At 44.2% G+C, this 18,105-nt stretch carries 14 protein-coding genes; 12 read left to right on the top strand and 2 right to left on the bottom strand.

Annotated elements, in window-relative coordinates:
* Positions 1-277 precede the first annotated feature (277 nt).
* From ilvD to HNQ34_RS01100, 9 genes are all read left to right on the top strand, one after another.
* Positions 278-1,954, top strand: coding sequence for a dihydroxy-acid dehydratase (gene ilvD / locus HNQ34_RS01140; RefSeq protein WP_183250927.1), 1,677 nt, complete (start codon positions 278-280; stop codon positions 1,952-1,954).
* Between the two features lie 344 nt (positions 1,955-2,298).
* Positions 2,299-4,236 carry a FapA family protein gene (locus HNQ34_RS01135; protein WP_183250926.1) on the top strand — a complete coding sequence of 646 codons (1,938 nt, stop codon included), beginning with the start codon at positions 2,299-2,301 and terminating at the stop codon, positions 4,234-4,236.
* A gap of 495 nt (positions 4,237-4,731) precedes the next feature.
* A complete protein-coding gene (locus HNQ34_RS01130) occupies positions 4,732-5,595 on the top strand; it encodes a Cof-type HAD-IIB family hydrolase (protein ID WP_183250925.1) in 864 nt (287 codons plus the stop codon).
* Between the two features lie 227 nt (positions 5,596-5,822).
* Positions 5,823-6,635 (top strand): electron transfer flavoprotein subunit beta/FixA family protein, encoded by an 813-nt coding sequence (locus HNQ34_RS01125; protein WP_183250924.1) that lies wholly within the window; start codon positions 5,823-5,825, stop codon positions 6,633-6,635.
* 418 nt (positions 6,636-7,053) lie between these two features.
* Positions 7,054-8,103: an electron transfer flavoprotein subunit alpha/FixB family protein gene (locus HNQ34_RS01120; protein WP_183250923.1), complete on the top strand. Its 1,050-nt coding sequence runs from the start codon at positions 7,054-7,056 to the stop codon at positions 8,101-8,103.
* Complete coding sequence (locus HNQ34_RS01115; protein ID WP_183250922.1) at positions 8,096-9,391, top strand: FAD-dependent oxidoreductase; 1,296 nt, start codon at positions 8,096-8,098, stop codon at positions 9,389-9,391. The genes HNQ34_RS01120 and HNQ34_RS01115 overlap by 8 nt, the downstream gene beginning before the upstream one ends.
* Entirely contained in the window at positions 9,373-9,675 is a 303-nt protein-coding gene (locus HNQ34_RS01110; RefSeq protein WP_025948820.1) for a ferredoxin family protein, read from the top strand. The genes HNQ34_RS01115 and HNQ34_RS01110 overlap by 19 nt, the downstream gene beginning before the upstream one ends.
* A gap of 5 nt (positions 9,676-9,680) precedes the next feature.
* Positions 9,681-9,881 carry a hypothetical protein gene (locus tag HNQ34_RS01105; protein WP_183250921.1) on the top strand — a complete coding sequence of 67 codons (201 nt, stop codon included), beginning with the start codon at positions 9,681-9,683 and terminating at the stop codon, positions 9,879-9,881.
* A 78-nt stretch (positions 9,882-9,959) separates the two neighbouring features.
* Positions 9,960-10,793, top strand: coding sequence for a 5'-3' exonuclease (locus HNQ34_RS01100; protein ID WP_183250920.1), 834 nt, complete (start codon positions 9,960-9,962; stop codon positions 10,791-10,793).
* A 67-nt stretch (positions 10,794-10,860) separates the two neighbouring features.
* On the opposite strand, the gene HNQ34_RS01095 is transcribed toward HNQ34_RS01100, so the two are convergent.
* The gene (locus tag HNQ34_RS01095) at positions 10,861-12,102 is read right to left on the bottom strand and encodes a glutamate-5-semialdehyde dehydrogenase (RefSeq protein WP_183250919.1); all 1,242 of its coding nucleotides are present in this window, start codon (positions 12,100-12,102) and stop codon (positions 10,861-10,863) included.
* Positions 12,103-12,125: 23 nt separating this feature from the next.
* Positions 12,126-13,250 (bottom strand): glutamate 5-kinase, encoded by a 1,125-nt coding sequence (gene proB / locus HNQ34_RS01090; protein WP_183250918.1) that lies wholly within the window; start codon positions 13,248-13,250, stop codon positions 12,126-12,128.
* Positions 13,251-14,015: 765 nt separating this feature from the next.
* On the opposite strand from proB, the gene HNQ34_RS01085 reads away from it, so the two are divergent.
* From HNQ34_RS01085 to HNQ34_RS01075, 3 genes are all read left to right on the top strand, one after another.
* On the top strand, positions 14,016-15,380 hold the full coding sequence (locus HNQ34_RS01085; protein WP_183250917.1) for a hypothetical protein: 1,365 nt from the start codon (positions 14,016-14,018) through the stop codon (positions 15,378-15,380).
* A gap of 442 nt (positions 15,381-15,822) precedes the next feature.
* Entirely contained in the window at positions 15,823-16,665 is an 843-nt protein-coding gene (locus HNQ34_RS01080) for a citryl-CoA lyase (RefSeq protein WP_183250916.1), read from the top strand.
* 3 nt (positions 16,666-16,668) lie between these two features.
* The gene (locus HNQ34_RS01075; RefSeq protein WP_183251297.1) at positions 16,669-18,102 is read left to right on the top strand and encodes an aldehyde dehydrogenase family protein; all 1,434 of its coding nucleotides are present in this window, start codon (positions 16,669-16,671) and stop codon (positions 18,100-18,102) included.
* Positions 18,103-18,105: the final 3 nt, after the last annotated feature.

The following is an 18,105-nucleotide window of genomic DNA, read 5'->3' as shown; positions in this document are numbered from 1 at the left end:
CATTATTGTCACTATAGTTGAAATTTTGTTTTACTTCCAAACTGATCACTCGCCACGTCAACTTGTATTGAGATGAAAATGGAAACGAAAAATCGGAAATTCTTTATTGCAGCTTATATATCAACGGTTCTTTTTATATCCGACAACATTCGACAACATTTTTCATCCGTTTTCGCTATGATCATTTTGTCTAATTGCTTCTACCTTTTTAATTGTCAATCTATTCGTAAAAGTGATACAATATTAAAAATATAAGGGACTAATGGAGGGATGAAAGTTGAAACAGTTACGAAGCAATATGATCAAAAAAGGATTTGACCGAGCCCCACATCGAAGTTTGCTGCGGGCAGCGGGGGTGAAAGAAGAAGATTTTGATAAACCGTTTATTGCCGTCGTCAACTCTTATATTGACATTATTCCGGGACACGTTCATTTGCAGGAATTCGGGAAAATTGTGAAAGAAGCGATTCGCGAAGCAGGTGGCGTGCCGTTTGAAATGAATACGATCGGCGTTGATGATGGCATCGCAATGGGGCATATCGGAATGCGCTACTCGCTGCCAAGCCGCGAAATTATCGCCGATTCGGTGGAAACGGTCGTGTCAGCACATTGGTTTGATGGTATGGTCTGTATTCCGAACTGCGACAAAATCACGCCAGGCATGATGATGGCAGCGATGCGCTTGAACATTCCGACCATTTTTGTAAGCGGAGGACCGATGAAAGCGGGGGTCACGAGCGATGGCCGGAAAATTTCACTTTCATCGGTGTTTGAAGGGGTTGGGGCGTATCAAGCTGGTAAAATTGATGAAAAAGCTTTGCAAGAGCTCGAACAATACGGCTGTCCGACGTGCGGGTCGTGTTCAGGCATGTTTACAGCCAATTCGATGAACTGTTTGGCTGAAGCGCTTGGCTTAGCGCTGCCTGGAAACGGAACGATTTTAGCGATTGATCCGGCACGGAAAGAGTTTGTAAAGCGCTCTGCTAAGCAGCTCATGTACTTAATCGAGCACGATATTAAACCGCGCGACATCGTCACGGAAAAAGCGATCGACAACGCGTTCGCGCTTGATATGGCGCTCGGCGGCTCAACCAACACTGTGTTACATACGTTGGCTATTGCAAATGAAGCGGGTATCGACTATCCGTTAGAGCGTATCAACGAAGTTGCCTCCCGCGTTCCGCATTTAGCCAAGCTGGCGCCTGCTTCGGACATGCATATTGAAGATTTGCACGAAGCCGGCGGCGTATCTGCAGTATTGAATGAGTTAGCGAAAAAAGAAGGCACGCTCCATCTTGATGCATTGACGGTATCCGGCAAGACACTTGGTGAAAACATTGCTGGCTGTGAAGTGAAAAACTATGATGTGATTCGCCCGATTGACAATCCGTACTCGGAAACAGGTGGTTTGGCAGTGTTATTTGGAAATTTGGCGCCGGATGGTGCGATTATTAAAACAGGTGGTATTCAAGGTAGCATTACCCGTCATGAAGGTCCGGCGATCGTCTTTGATTCCCAAGAAGAAGCGCTTGAAGGCATTGCAAGCGGAAAAGTGAAACCGGGGCATGTCGTGATTATCCGTTATGAAGGGCCAAAAGGAGGACCAGGCATGCCAGAGATGTTGGCACCGACATCACAAATCGTTGGCATGGGGCTTGGACCGAAAGTGGCGCTTATTACAGACGGGCGTTTCTCCGGTGCTTCCCGCGGATTATCGATCGGACACGTATCGCCTGAAGCTGCAGAAGGCGGACCGATCGCATTTGTTGAGGACGGTGATCATATCGTCATCGATATCGTAAAGCGAACGATTGATGTGCAAATTTCTGAAGAAGAATGGGAAAAACGAAAGGTAAATTGGAAAGGTTTTGAGCCGAAAGTAAAAACCGGGTATTTAGCTCGCTACTCAAAACTCGTCACTTCCGCAAGCACAGGTGGAATTATGAGAATTTAACCTTTTTATATATTATCAATCCAGTGGAAAAGGTGGGCAATGATGAATGTTGCTCACCTTTTCCACTATTTTTAAATAGTTTTATGTAAACATAATAACGATCGAAGTTGTTGTTTTCGTAAATGGTAAAACGACTCATGAATGTTGCTAAAAAGTGTTCTTATTAGATGGATTTTAGATTTAGAAATATAAACATTCACAAGTTGCGCGATAAGAAACTTATGGTTGTTTTATATAAATTAAAAAAAATAGTGCGTTAGTCCTACTTTTGGCACTATTTCTAAAAAATGATTTGTATATAATAGTAAGTAATTAACGTGCGTCGAAAGAAGGGGGAAGCAAGGGTGGAAAGCGTCATTTCAAAAGGAAGTACGGTCGACGAGGCGATCCGTTTAGGGCTTGAACAGTTGCAGGCGACGCGCGAACAAGTGTTAATCGAAGTAATTCAAGCCGAAAAGAAGCGGATGTTCGGCTTAGTTTCACAGGAAGCAGTTGTAAAAATTACAAAAATTAGTCCCGCGCAGCCGGAACAGCCGCAAGCAAAAGTATGGTTGAAAGATGGGAAACTATTTTACGAATGTTCTCCTACAGAGCGCCCTACGATTACAAAAGGAACAGGGATTATGCTATTTCGCAATGGGAAAGAAGTAAACGATACGATTACGATCGAAGAAGGCGATGAATTTGAAGTTTATGTTGAGGAAGAAGAAAAAATCGATGCTGTATGGAGCATCACTGTGGATTCGCAGAAAATGCAAGCAATCTTAACTGTTGAACCGGCTGTTCGAAGACGATACGTATTGAATGATCTTCCGCCAACGAAACATATGCATTTAAATGCTCAGTTACAAACGGAAGTCGAGCACACGATTACTTATGAAGAAGTGGCAAACAAACTGAAACAACTGCGCATTGTGCATGGGGTGAACGACGATAAAATAAAGGAAGCGCTTCAGGCAAACGAAAAGGTAAGCGTTGTCATTGCTGAAGGAACGCCGCCGCAAGAAGGAAGAGATGGTTGGGTCGAACTAAAAGTAGGAGCAGATCAGTCGAAAAAGCCAAAGGTAAGGCAAGATGGAACGGTTGACTATCGGGAAACGGAAATCATTTCGAGCGTTCAAGAAGGGGAAGTGATCGCCATCATTCATCCCCCTGAGCTAGGCATTCCGGGCAGAAGAGTGACGGGTGAACTCATTCCGACCCGCGATACGTTTCCCGTTCATGTTCATCTAGGAAAAGGAGTTACCATATCAGCTGATGGAACAAGCCTTGTAGCTACGCAGTCCGGACGGCCGCAAATCGTTGAAAAAGGCCGCACGGTCATTGCCTCGATTATTCCCAAACTTGTCCATCAAGGTGATGTCGATCTTTCAACAGGGAATATCCGTTTTAAAGGAGATGTTGAAATTACCGGAAACGTCCAAGATGGAATGGAAGTAGAAGCGGTTGGCAGCGTCGTGGTTTTTCAAAACGTTAACCGTGCGAAAATTCAAGCACAACAATCGATTTTGATCCATCATAACCTTATCGGTGGTACGGTCGTATCCGGCGAACAAAAAATCGTTATTGCGGAATTGACGGCACTATTGAACGATATTCGGCAACAGCTCGAAAAAATGATTTTAGCGCTTCAGCAATTAATCATGTTTTCAAAACTAGAAGAAAAAGATATTTATATTATCGTCAAAAAACTGCTCGAAACTAAGTTTCACTCGCTTGCAGAAGCGGTGAAAAAATATGAAACAGCTTGTCAAAATAAAAAAGATGTATTGGACGAGACGTGGGTCGAGATTAGCGACCGTTTGCAGACGTGCTTTATGGCAGAAAAGCCGAATCATTTCCACTATCTTGAAAGCTTTGCGGATTTGCTCCGTCAAATCAATGAGTTTATGAGCCAATACGAACAAACAGATGCAATGGATTCGGTTGAACTATCGTATGCCCTTAACAGCATCATTCATTGCAGCGGGGATGTGATTGTGTCGGGAAAAGGGTGCTATAATTGCAACATTTACGCAGGAGGAAAGCTAATGATCGACGGCATTTTACGCGGGGGAGAAGTATACGCCCAAAAAGGCATTCAAGTGAAGGAAGTCGGCTCTTCCTTTGGCATTAAGACGATATTAGCAGTTCCAAAAGGGGAAACAATTCGAATGAACAACGTTTGGGAAGGAACGGTCATCCAAATCGGCAAAAAAGTTTATACCTTCCTAGAAACACGAAAAGGAATTTGTGCGCGATGGGACGAAGAAACGGATGCGATTCAGTTAGGAAGTTGCTAACAGGTTAGGTTGTTGAGTAACGGATAAAAATATTTTCTCCTCCCCATTTATGAGATTGCATAGATTTGTCGTCAGCCGTTCTTCCTCTCACCATCTATATAAATACAACTGGGAGGTTTAACTTATGGCTGGCGAAAAAGTAGACTCCCTATTTTTTCGACTGTCGGAGGCAAGTCTGTGACTTGCCCTCGTCACGCCTTCGCGTGACAGAGGACCAAACAACCAACCGCTTCACAGACAAATGCATTTGTCTGGAAGCGGTGTTGTTCGGTCACCCGACAGTCGAAACATACCGATTACTCCATAAAAGACGAAAACGTTAAAGTTCCAAATTGCATTTATATATATGTAAATTCAGTAATAGTGCTTTATAAAATAGCAACAGTTTGCATGCAAATCCCTCCCCACTCCCCTAGTTTTTGTATTATAATGGGAAAGAGCTTAAGCGGTGGTACAACACTGCCAAGTCCCATGAAAGAAACGGGGGAATGAATTATGTTGATTGCGTTAGACATGGACGGCACGCTGTTGAATTCGAGTGGACAAATTAGTCAAAGAAATAAAGAAGCGATAGTTGAAGCGCAAGAGGCGGGCCATGTGGTGGCGATTGCGACGGGAAGAGCGTACAAAGATGCGTATGAACTGTTAGCGAAAGCAGGGATTGCCTGCCCAGTGATCGGGCTGAACGGAGCGATGATTACGCTTATAGATGGGACGGTCATAAGTGACATTCCGTTAAACAAACAGGCGCTCATTCCAATTTTGCAATGGGTGCGGGAGCAGCCGGATTTGTACTGCGAAATTTATACAAACGAAGCGGTTTATGTAGGACTGCATAACCGTGAGCATTTAGAAGCGCTTGCAAATGATGTAAGCGAACAGCATCGAGATTTAAAGCGCATTGTCGAAAAACAGTTTCAACAAGCGCGCGTAACATATGTGCAAAATTTGAGCGATGTATGGAACAACGAGTCACTCGTTTTCTATAAAGTTCTCGTATTTTCTTTAAATCCATCTCGACTAAAAGATGCTTCCGTGAAGTTTGAAGCGTTTTCCGAGTTGACGGTGACCTCTTCGCATCCAAACAATATCGAAGTGAACCATCAACAGGCGACGAAAGGGAAAGCGGTCAAAAAGCTCGCTTCTTACTATGGAATCGATCTTGCTGATACGATTGTCGTCGGCGACAGCCATAACGACCTTTCGATGTTTGCGGTTGCTGGCTACCGTATCGCGATGGGGAATGCCTCAAATGAAGTGAAAAAACAAGCGGATTTTATCACTGTGACAAACGATGAAGATGGTGTAGCAGGAGTATTAGAAGAATTAGTGAGAAATGGCTGTTTGGCCAAACGATAAAAAATTTGATTGAGCTTTTCATTGGACCATGTAGCACTGTTGCTTTTCAGTGCAAAATGGTCCATTTTTTTGTGAACGAAATATTAAATTTTCTTTCAATGGCAACAGGGAATTTATTGTATATGTTAGAATATCTATACAGACTGTCAAATAACAATAGAGTAGGGTGGTCGCACCATTCACTCATGTGAACAAACGAGCAAAAAACTTATATTGGGGGGGACATTATGCTACATATTGTAGCCTGTATTAAGCAAGTTCCTGATACGAAAATCATTAAAATGAATCCAAAAACGAATACAATGGATCGAGCGAGCGCGCCGGCCATTTTAAATCCGTATGATGCTCATGCGGTAGAGGAAGCCGTTCGCTTGAAAAAGAAGTATGGGGGAACGGTTTCGGTGTTGACGATGGGGCCTCCTCCAGCGGTAAAGGCGATTAAAAAATGCATTGAGCTTGGCGCGGATGAAGGGCATATGATTTCCGACCGCGCGTTTGCCGGCGCAGATACTCTCGCGACGAGCTATGCTCTCACAAAAGCGCTCGAAAAAATCGCGAAGCAACGTCCGATCGACCTCGTTATTTGCGGAAAAATGACGATCGACGGAGACACGGGGCAAGTCGGACCGGGAATTGCCCGCCGTTTAAACATTCCTCCTCTCACAGGTGTAAAAAAAGTTGTTGAAATTAACAAAGAAAAAGGTTATGCGATCGTTCAACGCAAGTTAGAAGACGGCTATGAAATCGTCCAATCGACATTGCCGTGCTTGTTTACCGTTGAAAAAGAAATTAACGACATCTCCTTTGCACCTTTGCCAAATATGATTAAAGCTGCACGTTATCAACCAACGATTTGGACCGCAGACGATTTAGAAAACGTTGACCGCAAACAGTTAGGACTAAAAGGATCTCCAACGATTGTTGCAAAAGTATGGGCACCGCCAAAACCAGAAGATGGAAAATTGCTCGAAGGAAGTACGAAAGAAAAAGTCGAACAATTGCTTTCGCTCGTCTTAGCGAAAAAAGAGTTGTTTCAATAGGGGGAGAAGGGCGTCAACTACCCCCACTTAGCTAACGCTCGAAGTGGGGGCTTGCAACTCCCCAGAAGTGCGAGCGGACGTTGTCCTCCTTCCTTGGCTTGGGGTTGCATCAGGGGCAGGTTGACGACTACCCAACGACACAGGTCATGCCTATGTCGCTACCGAGTGGCTCGGCATGTCTGTAGGCAGTACTTGACTTCCACGCACAACAGACGGATGTACGCTCTATTGTTTACGGTTGCAACGTTTCCTGCAACCAACTCCCTACATCGAGTAGCAACAGATGGAGTGCCTTTATTCAACGGTTTTCTCCATACCTTTATTATATCATACACAAAAAGAAAGGAGGAAGGCGCATTCCTCCCCCACTTACTCCTTTTCACTCGTTGAAGTGGGGGTCTCCTGCGCTAGAAGAATGATGAACTTTGACGATTACCGGGGAATATGGGTGTATTTAGAAGTAAAAGACGGGAATATTGCGCCTGTCTCGCTTGAATTATTAGGGGCAGGAAGACAGCTCGCGGACAAACGGAAAACAGAATTGGCAGGCGTATTAATTGGAAGCGGTGTAAAACCGCGTGCCTCCACAGCGTTTACGTACGGTGCAGATATCGTTTACGTATACGATGACCTAATTTTTGAATATTATCGAACAGAGCCATACATGCGCGCGCTGCTTGATTGCTGTGAAAAGTATAAGCCGGAAGTGTTGTTATATGGTGCGACGCCGACGGGAAAAGATTTAGCGAGCGCCATTGCTACCGATTTGCCGACCGGTTTGACGGCTGATACGACGATGCTCGATATTGAAGAAGATACCGGTTTACTGCTAGCGAGCCGACCGGCGTTTGGCGGCAACATTATGGCGACGATTTTATGCAAAAAATATCGTCCGCAAATGGCAACCGTTCGCCCGAAAGTCATGAAAGCGTTACCACCAGATCCGTCAAGAACAGGAAAAATAGTAGAAGAACATATTAAACTGCGCGAAGAAGAGATGCGGACGAAAGTGTTAGAGATTGTAAGAGAGACGACGAAAAAAGCGCGCATTGATGAAGCAGATATTATTGTTGCTGGCGGAAAAGGGATGGGCAGCAAAGAAGGATTCCAACTCATTCATCAGCTCGCAGAAGTGCTTGGCGGTGCGGTTGGGGCGAGCCGCGATGTCGTGGAGGCAGGATGGATTGACCATCATCACCAAGTCGGACAAACGGGTGTGACGGTGACACCGAAAATTTATTTTGCGATCGGTATTTCGGGAGCGATTCAGCACGTCGTCGGCATGCAAAACTCGGAGTTGATTATTGCGATTAATAAAGACGCAAACGCGCCCATTTTCCAATCATGCCATTACGGAATTGTCGGCGATGCGTTTGAAATTGTGCCGCTATTGATTGAACGGTTCAAAGAAGAGATTTCTAAAATAAAGGCGGCAGCTGGAGCGAAGGAGGGGATTGCCAATGCCTGAAAAATTTGATTGTATCGTCGTTGGTGCAGGGCCAGCGGGAACGGCTTGTGCCTATGAACTAGCAAAAGCAGGGGTAAACGTACTGCTGCTTGAGCGCGGCGAATATCCTGGCGCGAAAAACGTCATGGGCGGTGTGTTGTATCGGAAAATGATGGAAGACATCATTCCGGAATTTTATAAAGAAGCTCCGCTTGAACGGCCGATTGTCGAACAGCGGTTTATGATGATGGATAAAGAATCGGCCATAACGTTTAGCTATAAAGGGTTAGAGTGGGGACGTGAACCGTACAACAACTTTACCGTATTGCGTGCGAAATTTGACCAATGGTTTGCGGAAAAAGCCGTCGAACAAGGAGTGCTACTTGTTTGTGAAACGGTGGCGGTCGAATGTATTGTTGAAAACGGCCACGTCGTCGGTGTCCGTACAGACCGTCCAGATGGCGACATTTATGCCGATGTCGTTGTGTTAGCGGACGGCGTCAACTCCCTTTTAGCAAAACAGCTTGGCTTCCATCGTGAATGGCGACCGGATGAAGTCGCTTTAGCAACGATGGAAATTTTAAAACTCGATAAAAACATCATTGAAGACCGGTTCAATCTCGAGCCGAACCAAGGCTGTACGATCGAAATTTTTGGCGATGCAACAAAAGGTATTTTAGGAACCGGATTTTTATATACGAATAAAGATACGTTAAGCGTCGGGGTCGGAACGCTTTTATCAGGATTAATTAAACATAAAATTAAGCCGTATGAGTTGCTTGAGCATGTGAAAAATCATCCAATGATTCGCCCATATATTCAAGGAAGCGAACCAGTCGAATATTTAGCGCACTTAATTCCAGAAGGCGGTTATCATTCGATTCCGAAAGTTGCGGGCAACGGGGTGCTCGTCGTCGGCGACGCTGCACAGCTTGTCAACGCGATTCATCGCGAAGGATCGAATATGGCGATGACATCCGGACGGTTGGCAGCGGAAACGATCATCATGGCGAAGTCGCAAAACGACTTTTCCGAAAGCATGCTCGACCAATACCGAATGAAACTCATGGAAAGCTTTATCGGGCAAGATTTGAAAAAATACAAAGATGCGACGCATCATTTTGAGCGATTCCCGCAATATTTTGAGCAATACATCCCGATGCTCAACCGCGCAGCAAGCCAAATGTTTACGGTCGACGGCGCATCAAAATGGGAGAAACAGCAAAAGATTTGGCGTGACCTCGGCTCGACGAAACAAAAATTTAAGCTGGCGCGCGATATGATGAAAGCATGGAAGGTGATGAAATGATGAAGGCGCAAACGATTGAAGAAAAACAATATTTAGTCCGCTTCAATGCCGATACGAAATCACATCTTCACGTGCTGGATCCGAATATTTGTTTAACGAAATGCCCGGATAAAATTTGTACGATTTTTTGCCCAGCGTCTGTCTATAAATGGGAAGAAGTCCGGATGCACGTCGGCTATGAAGGGTGTCATGAGTGCGGCAGCTGTCGCATCGGCTGTCCGTATGAAAACATTCAATGGGAATATCCACGCGGCGGCTATGGCATCGTCTTCCGTCTAGGGTGATCGCCATGTTTCACATCGGAGACTGCGTCGTCTATGCCCTTGATGGAACGAGAGGAATTGTGTTAGAGGTGACGGATGATCGTTGTCACGTCTTATGGGAAGACTACTTCGTCAGCTGGGAGAAAAAAGAGTTACTAACGATTGATGAGGAATTAACAAAAAAACAAACGATTCGCTTTTCAAATACAAGCCACCTTTTGTCATAAGGGTGGTTTTTTTCTATGGGATACAGGGTTTTTTGTTATACTATGTTTCATAGATACATAGAGAAAGGACAACGAACGATGGGACGAGAACATTTGTTATTAATCGACGGGATGGCGTTATTGTTTCGGTCGTTTTATGCGACAGCGCCGAGATGGATGATGAATAGCCGTGGCGTGCCGACGAACGCCGTATATGGGGTAGTGAAACAAATCGAAGCAGCGACAAATGTGCTTCAACCGACGCATGTTGTTTGTTGCTGGGATATGGGAAGCACGACGTTTCGCACCGAATGGTTTCCAGACTATAAGGCAAATCGTGGCGAGCCGCCGCATGAATTAATTCCTCAGTTTGATTTAGCAAAAGAAGCGGTTGCGATGCTCGGTATTCCGAATATCGGTGTGCTTGGTGCGGAGGCGGACGATTGCATCGGCTCACTTGTGAAGCAATATCGTGATGAGATGCGCATTTCGATTATGACCGGAGACCGCGATTTATTTCAGCTTCTTTCAGAGCATGTCACCGTCTATTTGTTGGCAAAAGGCATCGGCAACTATGAGGCGTACACGCTCGAACGCTTTATTAAAGAAAAAGGGATTCAGCCACAGCAACTTATCGATGTGAAAGCGCTCATGGGCGATGCAAGCGACAATTACCCAGGCGTGCGCGGCATCGGAGAAAAACAAGCGTTTAAACTTATTCAACAATACGGTTCCATTGAAGGAATCATGGAAAACTTAGCGAACTTAACAAAAGCACAGCAACAAAAAATAACCGAACATCTCGACTTGCTTCATTTATCGCGCAAACTCGCGACTATTCATTGCGACATTCCGCTTCATTTGCGGTTAGACGAAGCAAAATGGGATGGAAGACGCAAGCGATTTGTGGAAGTGTTAGAAGCGATTATGTAGTAAGCAGCTTGTGAGTGAAAGAAGTTATTAAACATGTTTTAACCAGCCTCACGTGGAGGCTGGTTTTTTATGTCCGCACTTGCCCATTCCCGTACACGAGCGTTTTTGTTGTCGTGATGGCGCGCAAGCCCATCGGTCCGCGGGCGTGCAGTTTTTGCGTGCTAATGCCGATTTCAGCGCCGTATCCGAACTGTTCGCCGTCGGTAAAGCGGGTGGAGGCGTTATGGTACAAAACAGCGGCATCGACGCGAGCAAAAAACTGTTGGACGTGTTCGTTGCATTCGGAAATAATCGCTTCCGAGTGTTTCGTGCCGTAGCGATCGATATGCTCAATCGCTTCCTCGACGTTTTTAACAGGCTTCACCGCTAAAATCGGGGCTAAAAATTCGGTTGCCCAGTCAGCTTCCGTCGCTTCGCGGATGAACGGATAGATGGTCGCCAACTGTTTATCAGCACGCAGTTCAACCCCTTTTTCGTGCAACGTTTCAAGCAATTCTTTTGTATATGGCCACTTTTCGTGAATCAATACTGTTTCGACCGCGTTGCATACGGACGGGCGCTGGAGTTTCGCGTTCAGAACAATGTCGATCGCCATTTGTTTTTGCGCAGATTCGTCGATAAAAATATGGCAGTTGCCGACGCCTGTTTCTAACACAGGGATCGTGGCGTTTTCGACGACCGATTGAATAAGGCCAGCGCCGCCACGCGGGATGAGAACGTCTAAATATTCTTTTAAACGAAACATGTGTTGTGCTGTCTCACGGCTCGTATCTTCCAACAGTTGAATGGCGTCCGCAGGAATCGGAGATCGTTCTAGCGCCTCTTGCATAACGGAAACAAGCGCTTTATTTGAATGGATGGCCGATGAACTGCCACGCAACAATACGGCATTTCCTGTTTTTAAACAAAGACTTGCCGCATCGACGGTGACGTTTGGCCGCGCTTCATACACCATGCCGACAACGCCAAGCGGCACGCGAATTTGTTTGAGATGTAGTCCATTTGGTCGCGTCCATTCTTCAATCGTTTCCCCAACAGGATCTGGAAGGGTAATCACTTGACGGACGCCATCCACGATTTGCATGATCCGTTCTTCTGTTAATTGCAACCGGTCAAGCAACGAAGGGGATAGACCGTTTTCTTTGCCTGCGATCATATCTTTTTCATTTTCTTGTAAAATGTATGACTGTTGCGCAACGAGCGCATCAGCGATCATCGCTAACGCTTCATTTTTTTCTTCCGTAGACAACACGGACAATTGTTTTGTAGCCTGTTTTAATTGTTTCGCTTTTGTAATTAACTCGCTCATTTTTTCACATTCTCCTTTCGTCTTTAGCGTATAGGCACATTTCCGTTTTTCAAACATACCCAGTTATCGCGGTGAATGACTTCGGGGCGATTGTGGAGTGAATAACGTTTCGCCTCATCGCTCGCTAAGCCTTTCACTTTTTCTAAATCAGCAGATGTGTAATACACTTGGCCTCTGCCGATGACAGTGCCTTTTTGGTTGATGACTTCGACGACATCAAGGGCTTGAAATTGGCCGAATACGTTTGTGACCCCAGCGGGCAATAAACTTTTTCCTTTATGTAAAAGCGCCATTTCGGCTCCTTCATCAATTTCAATTGCTCCAGCTACCGGTGAATGGTACGCAATCCATTGTTTCCGCATTTGCATATGTCCTTGAAAAGGAGCGCCAATATATGTGCCGTCTCCTTTTCCTTCTAAAATGTCCAGCAGTTTTTCTTTTCCTTTTCCTGTGCCGACAAACACACTGACACCGAATGAGAGCGCCTTTTGCGCAGCGAGAAGCTTCGATTTCATCCCTCCTGTGCCGACCGATGAACCGCTGCCGCCTGCTTGTTCGATTAGCTCATCAGTAATTTCAGGAAGAAAATGATACTTTTTCGCTTCCGGACGTTTCGGGTTTTGGTCGTATAGCCCGTTAATATCGGTTAATATGATAAGGGCATCGGCATGTAAAAAGCCGCTTACAAGCGCCGATAATAAATCGTTATCGCCAAACGTTAATTCCTCGACCGAAATGGAGTCATTTTCGTTAATAATCGGCAGCACCCCGCGCTCAAGCAGTGTAGTCATCGTCGAAAATAAATTGCGGAATCGGTCGCGATTGTAAAAATCTTCTCGCGTTAACAGCAGTTGCCCTGTCACGATGCCAAATGCGCGAAATGCTGAAATGTAGCTTTGCATCAGCAATCCTTGCCCGACCGCTGCGGCCGCTTGCTTTCCTGCGGTCGTTTTCGGCCGCGAACGATATCCGAGCACACCAAACCCGGCGGCAACAGCACCGGATGAAATCAAAATTACCTCGTGGCCGAGTTGTTTTAAATACGAAAGCGCTTCGACATGATCCCGCAGCTTTTGTTCAGAAAGCATTCCGTTTTCGTCTGTCAGTGAACTACTTCCAATTTTCACAACGACACGTTGTTTTTTCACATAATCCCCCCTCAAATAAAAAAACACCTTTTCCGCCTTTCATCAAAAGGACGGAAAAAGCGTTCCGCGGTACCACCTTTTTTGGCGCATAGCGCCCAGCTCTTACCCCGTAACGTGGGGAGACGGCTTATGTTTGCATAAGCGGCCGTATAGGGTAGGTTCAATCGACTTTCCGTGAGGAACCTTCCAGCCTGCGAGTTCCACTCTCTTGCACGTTCCATCGATTTACTAGTCCCGTACCGTTTCCGAATATAAACGATTTTTTCAGAATTATCTACTGAAAATGCGATTTTGTCAAGATGTAATTGATCGTTTCACTATATTCCACGTTGCTTTCACAAGATATGTAAACAAAACAACGTTCAACAGCGAAGTGATGACCATTGTAAGCTCGTAAGGAGACGGTATGGATTCGCTATAAAGAATCGAATGAGTATTGATAAAATTGGTAAGGTTGAACCTAGCCTGAAACTTTGTCGCTGACACATCATTTCGTTTTTGAATATTTCAAATCGAATAAACGCTTAGAAACGTAGCAATGAAAAGAACAACAATGAGTCCCCATTTTATTTTGCTCACGAACATGGACGCCTCCCTTTTCATATTTATAGCGGGTATGCCCGTTTTACAACATCATAGTGAAAAAAGGAATAAGAAAGCATGTTTATTGCTGTTTTGTGTGTCCATCGTTTTAGAAAATGCTCTTCTCATCATCACGATGTTGTATTATAGTTAATGAATAAAACGAAAGGATGGGGGTAAAGAGTGCGTGTTTATATTTATACACTACTAATAGCATTGTATGTCACATCCCAATTTATTTCTGATCCGATTATCGACTATAGTATTGGGATTATGGCAATGATTGCATTATTGAGCTCTGTTTTTTATGCTAGGGGAGTTTATTTTATATCGGGGGCTATTTTTTTTATCGTTGGTACGATTTTATTTTTATACAATAGACTCCCGTGGTATACATTTGTTTTGCATTTTAGGCAAGTACTAGGGTTGCTTTCTCTTTTTTTCGTATTACCGTTTATGAACTCCTTAATTCGTGTCGGCCGTTATGACCAATACCTTAGTTTATGGTTGCAACATAAGATGACGGATATGAGAACGTTGTATAGGCGCAGTTTTAGCGTTTGTCATTTGCTAGGTTTGTTTCTTAATATTGCGACTGTACCGTTGTTAGTAAAAACACTTCGTATAGCGTTAAAGAAATTTCCAAACAACGTAGCCAATAAATTTTATACACAAAACTTATTGAGGGCATATGCGTTATGCTTGACATGGAGTCCGATGGAGGTCATGATTAGCACGACGATTGATATGACAAACGTGCGTTATTATACGATTTTCCCAATCTTGCTTTTTATAGCAGTCATAGTAGCGATGATTGATTGGATGCTTGCATCCTATAAATATCGTTCTCTTTCTTTTACATCGACCGACCAGATAATGGAACATCCGAATCAAGTGTATCAAAAAGTGATCCAGTTGTTAGCAATGTTAGTTGTATTTATTTTTGTTGTTTCATCGGTTCAGCATATACTTCATAAAGGATTTTTGTTTTCCGTCGTCATTTCGCTCGTTCCTGTGTCTTTATTATGGGCAGTGTTGATTCGAAGAATAAAACGGTATGTAATGATTGCGCTGCGGCATTGGAAAGAGCGGACGAAAGGGATGGCTAATTATTTCTTTATGTTTTTGAGTGCAGGACTTTTTGTAGAAATGTTGTCTCGTTCTCGGCTAAGCACGATGTTGGAGGAAGTGTTTCAAGTTGGAGCAGAACAAACGTTGTTGCTGTACGTGATGATTGGGATCTATTTTTTTGTTACTTCTCTCCTTGGGTTTCATCCTTTAGTTGGTTTAACGTTACTTGTGCCGTTATTACAACCGATTTTACCGACAACTTCTGCTGTGCCATTGTCGATTGTGTTAATATGTTGCAGTTTATCAACTGTTATGTATAGTCCGTATAATATATCGGTGTCGATTTTAGCGGAGGAATTAAACGAAAACCCATATCGTATCGGGAGATGGAACATCGGATTTGCAGTTAGTTATATGGCGGTAGGAATTTTAGTTGCGTTTCTTATTGAAAAACTGAGCCAATTGTATAACGGATAAAGGAGAAAAATTAAATAATCCGAATATTTTGTTGTTGACAACGGTTACAAAGGAACATATAATGAAGCTTAAATAGGCGCACTTTTTTGACAAATCACTAAATTCAGACATTTTATTAGATCGATCTAATTATGTTTCATTTTTTAACGTAGGCAATAGTTCAGTGGAAAAAAGGGGGGACACGTAATAGCACATATTAGATCGATCTAATATAAATAAGATCAAGTAGATAAGTGATTAAACAAGGTTGATATACATTAGATCGATCTAAAAACACTTTTTTACTACCAGCTAGTAATTTTAGTCATCATGAAGACGAAATCGAACCAATTGAATGATAAGCATTGATGAAATATTTGCTCATCATAAGGATAGCTGAGTAAATGAAAGCGTCCACATCGCCGATTGGAGTGGTGCAAAGGGTTAGAAGGAGAGGGCAACGATGAAACAAAGAAGTGCTTTAGATATGTATGCAAACGGAACTGCTTGGTGGGATACGTCCATCAGCGATATTAAAAAAAATGAAATTATTATTAGAGGGTATCCGGTTGAAGAATTAATTGGAAACATTTCATACACGCAAATGCTTTATCTCTTATTGTGCGGAGAAATATTAAGTGAAAAAAAAGCGAAATTGTTGGAAAGTGTTCTCGTAGCAGGAGCGGATCACGGTCCGCGAGCCCCTTCAATTGCAGCAGCAAGAATGGCTGCTACTTGCGGAATATCATTTAATTCGTGTGTGGCTACAGGCATTAATGTCCTTGGCGATGTGCATGGAGGAGCCGTTGAACAAGCGATGCGATTGTTTTATTCAACAGAATCGCTTTTGGATGCACATCCAGAACAAAGTGTTTCTTCGGTTGTTAAAAAGCAGTTTGAACGTTTTCAGCGCGAAGGGAAGAAACTGCCAGGGTTTGGCCATCAATTGCATGATCACGACCCCCGTGTCAAACGGCTTTATGAATTAGCCCAACAGTTAGTGAAAGAAGGCGAAATACAAGGGTGCTATTTAATGATTGCAGAGGAATATCGGCTACAATTGGAGCGATGGAAACAGAAAAACATTACGATGAATATCGACGGTGTGGCCGCTGCCATTCAATGCGAGTTATCGATTCCCGCTGAAGCTGCAAAAGGAATTTTCGCGCTCTCAAGAGGAATGGGAATTGTTGCGCATGCTTTTGAAGAATTACAAAACGGCGTGTTAATTAAAGGACCGTGCCCGAATCGAGATGATTTAGTTCATTACTCAGGGCCTTTAAAACGTCATCTTGAAAAAAAGTAGGTGATGCAGTTGAGAAAAGCACAGCCATATATTAACGGAAAATGGATTCATTCAAATCGACCGACGGCACTTGTCAAGAGCCCTTACTCAGGTGAAGTGATTGGCGAGCAATGGTTGGCGACAACCGAAGATGTTGAAAGCGCTTTATCATCTGCGTATGAAGCGAAAAAAGAGATTGCTAGCATTCCAGCGTATGAACGGTCCAAAATTTTAAAAAAAGCAGCGATGTTGCTTGAAAACGAAAAAGAAACGTTTGCGAAGTACATTTCGCAGGAGCTTGGAAAGCCGCTGAAAAATACGTTGGATGAGGTGTCCCGTTCGATTGAAACATTAGAACAATCCGCTGAAGAAGCGAAACGATTAATGGGAGAAACGATACCTGGAGACGCTTCACATCGAGGAACGAAAGCGATCGCCATGACATTTCGTGTACCAGTGGGAGTAGTTGCTGCCATTACCCCATTTAATGCACCATTAAATCTTATTTGCCATAAAATCGGACCGGCATTTGCTGCAGGCAATAGTATCATTTTAAAACCTGCTCCGCAAACGCCGTTGATTGCCACGGAATTACTGAAATTATTGCTTGAAGCAGGATTTCCGGAGCGCGGCATTAACATGGTTCTCGGTGGAGTAGAGGTCGGGCAGCAAATGGTGAAAGATGATCGTGTAAACGTCATTTCTTTTACCGGCGGAGTGGTGGCGAGCCGAAATATATGCGCGCTTGCTGGCATGAAAAAAGTGCTGTTAGAACTTGGAGGAAACGCGGCGACGATCGTTCATGAGGATGCCGATCTGAAGCGGGCGGCGGCCTTGTGCGCGAAAACAGGATATAGCAATTCCGGGCAAAGTTGCATTTCCGTTCAACGAATTTATGTTCATGAATCTGTTGTGGAGCCATTTACACAGCTCTTGAAAAAGGAAGTGGAAAAGCTAAAAGTTGGCGATCCTCTATTGCCAGACACTGATGTTGGCTGTTTAGTCGATGAAGCGGCCGCACGGCGAGTGATGAGCTGGATTCAAGAAGCTGTAGCCTCCGGGGCCATGCTTATATGCGGAGGAATACAACGTGGTGCTACGGTCGAGCCTACTGTTCTTCTCAATCCACCGAAACGAAGCAAGGTCGTGTGTGAAGAAGTATTCGGACCGATTGTAAACATTCTTCCTTATCGCACGATTGAGGAAGCCATTGCCGAAGCGAATGACTCGTCTTTTGGCCTTCAAGCTGGGCTGTTTACAAATCGTATGGACATAGCATATAAAGTGGCACATTCGTTAGAAGTAGGTGGAGTAGTTATTAACGGAACATCCAATTTCCGGCTTGACCACTGGCCTTACGGCGGGGTGAAAAACAGCGGAATCGGCCGCGAAGGTCCTCGTTATGCCATTGAGGAGATGACAGAATTAAAAATGATTGTGTTTCAAATTCCAGAATGAGCG

This window comes from Anoxybacteroides tepidamans (assembly GCF_014201465.1).
Taxonomy (GTDB): Bacteria; Bacillota; Bacilli; order Bacillales; family Anoxybacillaceae; genus Anoxybacteroides; species Anoxybacteroides tepidamans.
The sequence above is the reverse complement of the archived record's forward strand: the minus strand, read 5'-3'. Positions and strand labels throughout refer to the sequence as shown.